Genomic DNA, 10,232 nt, shown 5'->3' with positions numbered 1-10,232 from the left:
TCACTCACGGCGGCGCGGGCGGCTGCCTCGTCAACGAGGTTTTTGCCGGTGGCGAAGGCGGCGACGAGGGCCTGGAGAGAGAGGTTGTTGACCGCCCGCGGGTAGCCGCGCGAGGTCGTGTGGATCAGCGTGAGGGCGTCCTCGGTGAACAGCTGGTCCGAACGCCCGGCGATCTTCAGGTGGTGGGCGACGTAGCTGGTGGTCTCGGTGGAGGTCATGCCCGGCACCGTGTAGCGCAGGGCGGTGCGCTGTTCCAGGGCTGCGAGGACGGCGAGTTTCATGGTGCGTCTGAGGGTGGGCTGGCCGACCAGCAGGCAGGACAGCGGGAAGTCCTGGTCCATGCCCTGGTTGGTGAGCATGCGGATGGATTCCAGCAAGTCCAGAACCGTGATCATCAACTCCCCGAAGGTGTTCGAGGCGGACGAGGGGGTTGGGAAGCCGTTCCGGGACGGCATCGCATCCTGGAAGGAGACGGGTGAGGGACGCGTCCCCTGCTCCGCCTGCGGCGCTTCGGTCTCCGTCACCGAGTGGCGGTGGGACTCCAACTTCGCAGTGGGCGCGCTGGCATTCGACTTTTGGGGCTGGCCGCCGCTGTCCGTCAGCTTCTGCGAGATGTTAAGCCGGCAACTGGGGCACTGCACGGTGCAGCACATGGGCAAGTTCTGACCAGAACCTCCGCTGGCCCACCCTCTACTCACGCACGGGGCGCCTGCGGTCGGGGGCTGGCGGTATCACGATGAGCCCTCCTCGGTGTGCAGGAGCTGGACCAGGCCGACCAAGTTTTCCTTGTCTGCCTTGATGTGGGTGGCCCGGACGCTCCAGCGGCCGGCAGGCAGAGGGACTTGCGCCTGATCAGGCACCCCGCCGCCCGGATACTCGATGCCCAGTTCGGAGCCCGCTTCGGCGGAGTCCATGAGCACGGCCGGGCCGTCCGACACCCACGTGCCGCACCCCTCCCACTCGGTGGCCGGGTCCGCAAGGACAGCCTCTGCTGCGGCCGTCAGCCCGGCCTCGGAGTCGGCGGCAAGCCACCGCAGGAAGAGTCGATGCTCGGGGAGATAGCAACTGCTGGCCGGCTCGTCCGCCAGCACTAGTGCCTGCGGACCGTTCTCGCCAACGGTGATCACACCGGCCAGACCGTCCACCGCACAGGCCCGGTCGTAGTCGTCTGGAGCGGTCGCGTCTCCCGCCAATCTGCGGCGCTCTCGGCGCCGTCACCTGCCTTCCGCTTGCCGTGCTCGTCAACCGGCACCGCACACGGCCGCTTTCCCCCACCACCCCACGATGAAAGGAACTCCTCGCATGCGTACGACGCACCGCTTCATCCGGTATTCCCTGCCCGTCGCTCTCGGCGCAGCCGCCACCGTCGCCGCCCTGGCCACCAGCCCGGCCAGCGCCGACTCCGGCTGGTGGTACAGCACAAACGGCGGCGCCAAGGGCCGCTTCATCGCCGCCGGCGACAAGACGACGGCCTGCGACATCAAGGCGGATGGCTACCTGGCGCTCGTGCAGATTCTGACGATCAACAACTCGCTGCTGAACCGGGTGGCCGACACCAAGGTCGACGGCAAGTGCACCACGAAGGGCGCCAGTTACTTCGACCTGCAGGACGGCGCCACCTACAAGATCGAGGCCTGCACGGTGAAGACGGGCGGACGGCCCGTCAACTGCTCCAGCGCGCACCAATTCACCGCCTGACTCATCCGCCCGGCACGCCGCTGCCCGCCATCCGCCGGCAGCGGCCTCGGCCCGGGCCGCCATGTGCCAGCCCCTTCTTTCTGGAGTCCTTTCGTGCCGTGCCTTTCTGTCACTGCCGACGGTGCCGTGCGTTCGGTCGGCTACGGCCAGGTGCTGCGGGTGCCGTATGCCACCCGGCTGTTGCTGAGCACGCTGCTGGGCCAGCTGCCGTCGGGGATGGCACCGCTGGCGGTCGTTCTGGCGGGTGGACACCGTGACGGCTACGGCGCGGCCGGGACTCTGGCGGCTGTGCATCTGGCGGCCAACGCCGCCGGGGGCCCTGTGCTGGGCAGGCTGGTTGACCGGCTGGGCCAACCGCGGGTGCTGACGGTGAGCGCGGTGGTGGCCAGCGCGGGTTTCGGTCTGCTCCTGACCGACGGCGCCATGCTGCTGGGCGCGGTGGTCGCCGGTCTGGCGCGGCCGCCGCTGGATGCGGCCCTGCGCGCGACGTTGTCGTCGCTGATGCTGTGACCAGGATCGGTAGTTGGCATCAGGCAACGTTCGCGACCTGCACTGATGCCAACTACCTTCCTCAGCTCTACGCCCGGGTTCAGAGATCTAGTTGGCACTTTGGTACACCGCAGGTCATAGGGGTGCCGGGGCGTTCCAATGGATCACTTGGCCGTTGAGACAGGCATGGCGTCGACCAGCGAGCAGTCCTCGTCTCGGCCACGGCCGGCATCGCCCCAACCGTCGGCGGCGTCATCACTGCCGTCCGCGACGCAGATGCTCTCCGTACCGACATTGCCCAGGCCCGGCGTCTGGAGTGCCAGGGCGCCGCGGGCGGGGACGTGGACGCGGTGCCGGGGCGGTGCCGTCGGCGGGAAGGGACGGGGATGCACCGGGCCCGGATCGCGGGCAGTGAACAGGTCGAGGCCGGTCAGGTCGGGCCGCCGCAGGAGTTCAACGGCGAGTTGATCTGCTGGAAGTGCCCGGTGCCGGTCACGGCCGTGGGAAGCCACATGCGGGCCGGGGTGCTTCAGCCGGCCCTGTTCCGGCCCGCCGCCCGGCACACCCACGAGGATGACTGCCCGCCCAACCCTGTCTCGTTCACCTACCGGATTGCCCGCGGCGCGTGCGGCCTGGCCGACGTCGACGCCGAGGGCGTCCTGCGGCGAACCTGCCCGCCGACTTCGCCCGCGTCCCGCCCGTCCCGCCCAGCGGGGGCCCGCTTTCGGGACCCAGTGGACCAAGCCCGGGTTCACATGGTCCGGCCGTTGCTGCCTGCGGATGTGAGCGACCTATCCTTCACACAGTCTCGGACGCTGTCATACGTGTTCCAGAGTCCGGGTGCTGGCATCGGAGCCGGTGTCCGCCGCGGCGGGCGGGACCCGGCGGCGCGCGGCCAGAAGCCGGACCGCTCGGCAGATCAGGGGCCAGGCTCCCTGCGGGGAGAAGCGCACGATCACGATGAGCAGGATGCCTTCGATGACCAGGGACAGAGTCTGCTGGTCCTGAAGGGACCGGGTCAGCCCGTAGTAGACGACGCCCACGCCGACGACGGGTCCGAGCACTGTGCCCGCGCCGCCGACCACGGACATGAGGACCGCGTTCAGGCTCCAGTTGACGCTGGCCACGCCGTCCGGGGAGATGACAACGAACTGGAAGGCGATCACCGCTCCGGCCAGGCCCGTGAGCGCGCTGGTGGGGATCAGCGCTGCGAGCCGGTGCCGGTAGACGGACACGCCCAGTCCCGCTGCGGCCGGCTCGTTGTCCCTGACTGCGGCGAGCCGTAGGCCGAAGGCGCTGTGCCGGACGTAGAGGGTGAGCGCCATGGACAGGGCGGCGACGACGACCGCGATCTGGTAGAGGTTGCCGCCGCTGGGGATCCTCTCCGTGGGGAGGGTGAGGCCGCTGGCGCCGCCGGCCCAGTTCCAGTTGCTGAGCAGAGCCTGGATGGCGATGGAGATGGCCAGGGTGCCCACGGCGAAGTAGTCGCCGCGCAGGCGCAGCAGCGGTACGGCGAGCAGTAGGGCGAGCAGGGCCGCGCCGACGCCCGCGCCGAGGAAGGCCACCGGCCAGGGCAGGCCCGTGTGGACCAGGAGGAGGGCGGTGGTGTAGCCGCCGGTCGCCATGAACGCGGCGGCGCCGAGGGAGATCTGGCCGCTGAAGCCGGCGAGCACGTTCCAGGCCTCAGCGATCGTCAGATACGTCAGCAGGGTGACGCTCAGGTCCAGCTGCCCGAGGCCGAGCAAGGGGGCGAGCGCGAAAGCGACGACCGTGCACAGGGCGAGGGTGGTCGCGGGCCACAGGCCCGCCGGTTTCCCTCGGGGTATCGACCGGGTTGTCATCCGGTGGCCGCCTTTCGGAACAGGCCCTGGGGGCGTACGGCGAGGACGAGGAAGAAGGCGAGGTAGACGACGACGTCGCGCATGCCGCCGCCGAACAGTTGGACGCTGACCGACTGCAGGACGCCGAGGGCCACACCGGCGAGGAAGACGCCGCCGACGCTGCCGATTCCGGCCAGTGCCATCACGGCCATGCCGGTCAGCAGCAACGGCATCCCGCTGGTGGGCGTGAAGCTCTGGGCGACGCCGGTCAGGACTCCGCCGGCCGCGGCGAGGGCCGCGGCGCCGGCGAAGGTCATGGCGTACACCGTCGGCACGTTGATGCCGAGCACGGCGGCCGTGGCCGGGTCCGCCGAGGCGGCTCGGACCGCGCTTCCGGCGCGCGTGCGGGTCAGGACCAGGTGGGTGGCGGCGCACAGGAGGGTGGTGAGCGCGAAGGCGATCAGATAGATCGTCTGGATCCGTACGCCGAGGATCGAGATGCCTGAGTCGGCATACGGGGCGGACAGGCTCTTGGGGTGGGTGCCGAACACGCCCTGGAAGAGTGCCTGGGCGAGCAGGGACAGCCCGAAGGTGCCCACCAGCGGTGCGGTATTGCTCCCCTTGAGGAGTGGTGTGAGCAGGTACCGCTGGAGCGGATAGGCGATCAGCGCGACGCCCGCCATGGCGAGCGGCAGGGCCAGCAGTGGGTCCCAGCCGGCTCCCACCACCAGCAGGGAGGCGAGGTAGGCGCCGCCGATGACGAGTTCGCCGTGTGCCAGGTTCATCAGGCCGAGGACGCCGAAGACCAGGGAGATGCCCAGTCCGATCAGGGCGTACAGGCCGCCGGCGAGGATACCGGCGGCCAGGACGTCGAGGCTCACGATGTGCTCCGTTCGATCACGCTCGCAGGGGGTCGTCTCGAGCTCATGCCGGGCCTCAGTTGAGCCCGGACAGCGGGGTGAGCGGCTTCGCGCCCTTGGCCGGCCAGACCTGCTCGATGACGCCGTTGTTCCACTGTCCGATGAAGGTCGGGGTCGCGCTCTTGTTGTCCACGAACTTCACCGGGCCCTGTGCGGAGACGGTGGTGCTCTTGGCCAGCGCCTTGTTGACGGCCTCGCGGTCGGTGCTGCCGGTGGTCTTGATGGCGTCGAGGAGGATGGTCGCCTCGTGCATCCCGAGGGCGACGGAGCCCAGGTCGGTGAGGTTGGTGTACTTCTTGCCGTACTTGCTGACGATGAGGTCGGTGTCCGGCAGCCCTGCCGTGTTGGACCAGTTCAGCTGGACGAGGGTGCCGTTGCCGAGAGAGCCGAGGGAGCCCCAGCCGGGGGTCTGGGCGCAGTTCAGGCCGATGGCGACCTTGGGCTTGTAGGCGAGCGCCTTCATCTGCTTCCACATGGCGAAGCAGTCCTGCGGGGCCATGGAGGCGATCAGCACCTGCGAGTTGGAGGACTTTCCGGCCTTGATGACGTCGGAGAAGTCCGTGGTGCCGGCGGGCACGGCCTTGGTGGCGGAGATGGTGAAGCCGGCCTTCTCGCCGGCCGCACCCCACATCTTGCCGGCGGAGATGCCCTGGGCGTCGTTGCTGGTGACGAGCAGCGTCTTCTTGTTGGTCTTCGCCCCGGCGGCGACCGAGTAGAAGCCCTTGGCCCCGTCGGCGAGCGACTGGAAGGAATCCCAGGTGTAGCCCTTGCCCTTGGGCAGCAGTTCGATGGGCAGGGCGCCCATCACCAGCGGCACCTTCAGCGCGTCGGCCTGGCCCTGCATGTCGATGTTCTGCTGGCAGCACGACCCCAGCAGACCCACGGCCTTGTCGCTGAGCACCAGGGAACGGACCTGCTGGACCATGGTGTTGGTGTCGCTGCGGTTGTCGAGCACCTTCAGCTCGACCTTCCGCTTCTTCCCGCCCACTTCGAGGCCGCCCTTGGCGTTCACCTGCTGCACCGCCAGGAGGTAGCCGTCGCGAATCTGCTTGTTCACGAAGGCGCCGGACAGCTGGATGCTGGTGCCGATGACGATGGGGCCGTCATCGCTGGAACCACCGCTGCTCGTCGAGGCGTTGCCCGCGCAGCCCGCCGTGAGAGCGAGGACCGCGGTGGTGCTGAGTGCGAGGGTGCGCCGGGAGGCGGTTCTGATCACGAGGGGTCTCCTTCGGAGGCACTGAGCGAAGTGGGAGTGGAGGAACAGGAGGGACGGGACGGAGAAGCGGCGCCCGTGGCGTTGTCGTCGTCGGTGCCGAAGTAGGCGGCGTCGAGGGCCTCATCAGTGAGCAGGCCGGCCGGGTCACCGCTGTAGGAGATGCGGCCGCGGGAGAGCACGACGGCGTGGTCGGCGATGCCCAGCGCCCGTTTGACGTTCTGTTCGACCAGCACGATCGCGACGCCCTGGGAGTTGATCTCGGCCAGTGCCCCGTACAGGGCGTCGATGGCCACAGGCGCGAGGCCGAGCGAGATCTCGTCGCAGATCAGCACCTTGGGGTCGGCCATCAGGGCGCGTCCCACGGCCAGCATCTGCTGCTGGCCTCCGGACATGGTCCCGGCCTGCTGTGTGGCACGCTCGGCCAGCACCGGGAAGATCTCATGGACCCGCTCCATACGGGCCCGCACCTCGTCATTGCCCAGCGCGAGCGGAGCGCCGAGCTTCAGGTTCTCGGCGGCCGTGAGGGCAGTGAAGATGCGGCGTCCTTCCTGGCAGTAGGCGATCCCCAGGCGCGCCCGGTCGTGGGTGGGCATGCCGGTGATGTCCTTGCCAAAGGCGTGCACGGATCCCGACCTCGCCGCGACGGCGCCCATGACCGTGGCACACAGCGTCGACTTGCCGGCCCCGTTGGCACCCAGCACCGTCACGATCTGCCCCGCCTCGACGCGCATCGAGAAGTCCCGCAGGGCGACCATGTCGCCGTACCCCGCGCTGACCGACTCCAGCGCCAGTACGGCACCGGTGTCCGAGGTCGTGGCCGTGGCCGTGGCCGTGGCCGTGTCAGGCGTACGGGCGGGCTGCGCCTGAGTCTTGTCGCCGTCGCCGAGGTAGACGGCCCGCACCTCCTCGTTGGCGGCGATCTCGGCCGGTGTTCCCTCAGCCAGCGGTCGGCCCCAGTCGAGCACGAGGACGCGGTCGACGAGTTCGCGTACGACCCGCTCGATGTGCTCGACCAATAGCACGGTGATGCCCCGGTCGCGGACCTGGCGGATCAGGTCGATGGCCTCGTCCAGCTCGCGGCCGACAAGCCCGGCCGCGACCTCGTCGAACATGAGTACCCGGGGACGGGTGGCGAGGGCCCGCGCCACCTCCAGCCGCTTCAGGTCCAGGACGCGCAGGGAGTCGGCCGGGCGGGACGCCTTGGTGTCCAGCCCGCACTGAGCGATGATTTCGTCGATCTCACCGGCGTGCAGGTGGGGTCGGCCCGCCATGGCTCCGATGCGTACGTTCTCCCCGACGGTGAGGCCGTGGAAGGGCCGCGGGACCTGATGGGCCAGCGCGACACCACTGCGGGTGATGCGGTGCGCCGGCATCCGGTCCAGCCGCTGCTCCCCCAGCCAGACCTCTCCCTCGGTCGGGCGGTGCACGCCGGCAATCAGCTTGAGCAGTGTGCTCTTGCCCGCGCCGTTGGGACCGATGACGGCGATGGCCTCCCCGGCCGCCACCGAGAGGTCGACGCCGTCGAGAGCCGTGACACCGCCGAATCGCTTGGCGAGTCCTCTTACCTGAAGAGGGGCGCCGGGCGAGGTGCCCGGCAGGGTTGCGGCCGAGGCTGCGGTACGAGGTTCGGCCCCTGGCAGGGGCGACGCACCGGCATCGCCGCCCCCCAGGTGGGGGGTCGTCTCAGCATCCAGTTTCTTCACGCCCTGACTCCTCACCGCCGCGCTGGGAATGCCCCTGATGTCACGCGGCGAGTGGCTGACCGTAACTTCCGCGAAGCGTACGGTCCCTCATGTCGAAACGCTAGTCCTAATTCATGGGACATTCAGAAAGATCTTGGATGCCGTGCACCGCCGGCCGGGCGGGTGGCCGCGCCACCGGGCGCCGGCAGTGACATCAGCGCCGCAGGGGCCGTCAACTGACCGCCGGGGGCGGCGGGTTCCTCGTCCCCCCGCGATCGCGGCCGCCGCGGGTGCCCGAACTCCAGAATCGGCGAGGACGGCGGCCCGCCCGCTCCCCCTCGACATGACCACCCAGCAGGTCACACGCGCCGACCGCCTCGGGCGTCACCCCCCGACACCCTCGCCCGCAGTCCTGGGGCCTCCCGCACACACATCGCCGTCGGCCCCATGGTCCACACGGCTACGCCTCCGCCATCACGACACAGAAGGCCGCCTCGCTGTCTTACCCGTGAGCGCCACACCGCGACCTGGGAATCACCCGGTCAAAGGGGAGCTGCAGCGCGACACGCGAACCGCCGTTGCCCCGCCACGCCGGAAAGGAGAGTCCGGGTTATCAGGAGTCTGGTCCGGGTTATCAGGATACGCTTCTCGGGGGCACCCGTCCGCAGGGGCAGGCGTGAAACGCCTTGCCAACCCAGCACACCAGGCCAGGGGGCGCGCCTCAGCCCTCCTGGTCGCGTAGGGCCTTCATGCCGGTGGCCACCTGTTCGAGTTGCTGAGCTCCCAGCGGCTCGAGGACGTAACGCCGGAGGCTGTCGAGGTGCACCTGGAGCGCACGGTCGAGGACACGCGCACCCTGCGGCGTGAGCCCGGCCAGGGTGACTCGGCGATCAGTGGGACTCGGCCGCCGCTCGATCAGGCCGCCCGCGACCAGCCGATCGGTCATCTTGGTGAACCCGCCGCTGGAGAAGGCCACTTCCTTGGCGAGGTAGGTGAGCGGGAGTTCGCGGCCGGGCGTCCGCGAGAGCCGCAGCAGAATTTCGAACCACGGCCCGGGCAGATCCGCGACTTCGCGCAGGTCCGCGTCGATGCGGCCATGGGCGTGGCTGAAGCCCTCCAGGATGAGCCCCCACCAGGTGACCAGCGTCTCGTCGTCGACAGACACGGTCCGCCCACGCCCGCCCCGGGGCCGACCTGACGTGCTCATACCGCGCTCCCTCCATGACTGCGGTGCACCTGCGTGCCTGCCGGCGACATCGCCTGCCGCAGCCTACCTTTCTCGACAGAGTCTTGCGAGCGAGAGATTAAACCAAATACCTTTCTGGCGAGATACTTCCAGGAAAGAGGAACTCGTGAGACCACTTACAAGGGCGCTGGCCGGCGCCCTCGCGCTCTCCGCCGTTCTGTTCGTCGGCGAACCGGCCGTGGCGGCATCCCGGACCGCCGTAACGGCATCCCAGGGCGACGCGTCGCAGCTCGCCAGCAGCAAGGCGCTGGTCATGGATTTCGTGGAGCGGCTGTACAACCGGCATGACCTGTCGGCCATCGACGCCTACCTCGGCTCGGGCTTCGTCCAGCACGATCCCCGCATCGCCGACGGGCAGGCAGGACTGCGCGACTACCTGACCGCGCAGAACGCGACCCACCCCCACTCGTACGTCTCGGTCAAGCGCGTCATCGCGGAGGGCGACCTCGTCGCCGCCCACAGCAACCTGGTCCTTGCCCCGGGCACCAGGGGCTACGCCGTCCTCGACCTGTACCGCCTGTCCGGCGGCAAGATCGTCGAACACTGGGACACGACCCAGGAAGTGCCGGCGACCACGGTCAGCGGCAACGACATGTTCTCGACACTCAGCTGCCCGCAGGTGAGCAGACCGGCCCCGTACGCGCCCACCACGTCCAACAAGCAGCTCGTCACGGACATGTACAGGCAAGTGTTCGTGGACAAGGACGTCACCGGGTTCGACCGCTACATCGTCGACCCCTATTACCAGCACAACCCCGGCTTCGCCAACGGCATCCAGGCGGCCAAGGACGGGATCGCCGGGATGTTCTCGGCGTTCCCCGACTTCCGCTCCGACATCTTCCGGGTCATCGCCGAAGGGGATCTGGTCGTGATCCAGTCCCGCGGCACGTTCACGTCGGACATGGTCTCCGGTGTCTTCGACATCTACCGGGTGCGGAACGGCAAGGTCGTGGAGCACTGGGACATCGTCCAGAACGTGCCCGCCACCTCCGCCAACGGCAACGGCATGTTCTGACCCGAAGCACGGGGGCTGGGGCGCTGCCGTGCGGCAGCGCCCCAGCTCACACCTAGGCACTGTTTCTCGGATCTCCCTTCGCGGGGTGGTGTGTTGGGGGCAGGCTGGCTCCATGGGACGTGGAGACCTGACGAATGCGGAGTGGG

General features: G+C 69.2%; 11 protein-coding genes and 1 pseudogene. 4 read left to right on the top strand and 8 right to left on the bottom strand.

Features of this window, described 5'->3' with window-relative positions; genetic code table 11:
* Window positions 1-377, bottom strand: a pseudogene (locus tag ABZZ74_RS50680) (AAA family ATPase); the annotation flags it as partial.
* On the opposite strand from ABZZ74_RS50680, the gene ABZZ74_RS50675 reads away from it, so the two are divergent.
* Complete coding sequence (locus ABZZ74_RS50675) at window positions 364-666, top strand: hypothetical protein (protein ID WP_356950909.1); 303 nt, start codon at window positions 364-366, stop codon at window positions 664-666. The pseudogene ABZZ74_RS50680 and the gene ABZZ74_RS50675 overlap by 14 nt on opposite strands.
* A 65-nt stretch (window positions 667-731) precedes the next feature.
* On the opposite strand, the gene ABZZ74_RS50670 is transcribed toward ABZZ74_RS50675, so the two are convergent.
* Window positions 732-1,193: an Imm21 family immunity protein gene (locus tag ABZZ74_RS50670; RefSeq protein WP_356950908.1), complete on the bottom strand. Its 462-nt coding sequence runs from the start codon at window positions 1,191-1,193 to the stop codon at window positions 732-734.
* A 109-nt stretch (window positions 1,194-1,302) separates the two neighbouring features.
* Between ABZZ74_RS50670 and ABZZ74_RS50665 the strand changes: the two genes are divergently transcribed.
* Both ABZZ74_RS50665 and ABZZ74_RS50660 read left to right on the top strand, forming a co-directional pair.
* Window positions 1,303-1,698: a hypothetical protein gene (locus ABZZ74_RS50665; RefSeq protein ID WP_356950907.1), complete on the top strand. Its 396-nt coding sequence runs from the start codon at window positions 1,303-1,305 to the stop codon at window positions 1,696-1,698.
* Between the two features lie 126 nt (window positions 1,699-1,824).
* Complete coding sequence (locus ABZZ74_RS50660) at window positions 1,825-2,208, top strand: hypothetical protein (protein WP_356950906.1); 384 nt, start codon at window positions 1,825-1,827, stop codon at window positions 2,206-2,208.
* Between the two features lie 143 nt (window positions 2,209-2,351).
* Here ABZZ74_RS50660 and ABZZ74_RS50655 read toward each other — a convergent pair whose 3' ends face one another.
* The 6 genes from ABZZ74_RS50655 to ABZZ74_RS50630 all read right to left on the bottom strand — a co-directional run bounded on the left by ABZZ74_RS50655 (window position 2,352) and on the right by ABZZ74_RS50630 (window position 9,032).
* Complete coding sequence (locus tag ABZZ74_RS50655) at window positions 2,352-2,750, bottom strand: hypothetical protein (protein WP_356950905.1); 399 nt, start codon at window positions 2,748-2,750, stop codon at window positions 2,352-2,354.
* A 255-nt stretch (window positions 2,751-3,005) separates the two neighbouring features.
* Window positions 3,006-4,028 (bottom strand): branched-chain amino acid ABC transporter permease, encoded by a 1,023-nt coding sequence (locus tag ABZZ74_RS50650; protein WP_356950904.1) that lies wholly within the window; start codon window positions 4,026-4,028, stop codon window positions 3,006-3,008.
* On the bottom strand, window positions 4,025-4,888 hold the full coding sequence (locus ABZZ74_RS50645; protein WP_356950903.1) for a branched-chain amino acid ABC transporter permease: 864 nt from the start codon (window positions 4,886-4,888) through the stop codon (window positions 4,025-4,027). Before ABZZ74_RS50645 ends, ABZZ74_RS50650 begins: the two co-directional genes overlap by 4 nt.
* A gap of 55 nt (window positions 4,889-4,943) precedes the next feature.
* Complete coding sequence (locus tag ABZZ74_RS50640) at window positions 4,944-6,143, bottom strand: ABC transporter substrate-binding protein (RefSeq protein ID WP_356950902.1); 1,200 nt, start codon at window positions 6,141-6,143, stop codon at window positions 4,944-4,946.
* Complete coding sequence (locus ABZZ74_RS50635) at window positions 6,140-7,846, bottom strand: ATP-binding cassette domain-containing protein (RefSeq protein ID WP_356950901.1); 1,707 nt, start codon at window positions 7,844-7,846, stop codon at window positions 6,140-6,142. Before ABZZ74_RS50635 ends, ABZZ74_RS50640 begins: the two co-directional genes overlap by 4 nt.
* Before the next feature lie 700 nt (window positions 7,847-8,546).
* The gene (locus ABZZ74_RS50630; RefSeq protein ID WP_356950900.1) at window positions 8,547-9,032 is read right to left on the bottom strand and encodes a MarR family transcriptional regulator; all 486 of its coding nucleotides are present in this window, start codon (window positions 9,030-9,032) and stop codon (window positions 8,547-8,549) included.
* Window positions 9,033-9,177: 145 nt separating this feature from the next.
* Between ABZZ74_RS50630 and ABZZ74_RS50625 the strand changes: the two genes are divergently transcribed.
* Window positions 9,178-10,086 (top strand): ester cyclase, encoded by a 909-nt coding sequence (locus tag ABZZ74_RS50625; RefSeq protein WP_356950899.1) that lies wholly within the window; start codon window positions 9,178-9,180, stop codon window positions 10,084-10,086.
* Window positions 10,087-10,232: the final 146 nt, after the last annotated feature.

This window comes from Streptomyces sp. NPDC006476, assembly GCF_040612015.1.
GTDB lineage: Bacteria > Actinomycetota > Actinomycetes > Streptomycetales > Streptomycetaceae > Streptomyces > Streptomyces griseorubiginosus_B.
This window is presented reverse-complemented; position numbering and strand designations above follow the sequence as displayed.

What these genes read in the sequence shown, in the direction of transcription:
- ABZZ74_RS50650 (WP_356950904.1), bottom strand. Translation starts at nt 4,028, where the DNA reads ATGACAACCCGGTCGATACCCCGAGGGAAACCGGCGGGCCTGTGGCCC.
- ABZZ74_RS50675 (WP_356950909.1), top strand. Translation starts at nt 364, where the DNA reads ATGGATTCCAGCAAGTCCAGAACCGTGATCATCAACTCCCCGAAGGTG.
- ABZZ74_RS50665 (WP_356950907.1), top strand. Translation starts at nt 1,303, where the DNA reads ATGCGTACGACGCACCGCTTCATCCGGTATTCCCTGCCCGTCGCTCTC.
- ABZZ74_RS50630 (WP_356950900.1), bottom strand. Translation starts at nt 9,032, where the DNA reads ATGAGCACGTCAGGTCGGCCCCGGGGCGGGCGTGGGCGGACCGTGTCT.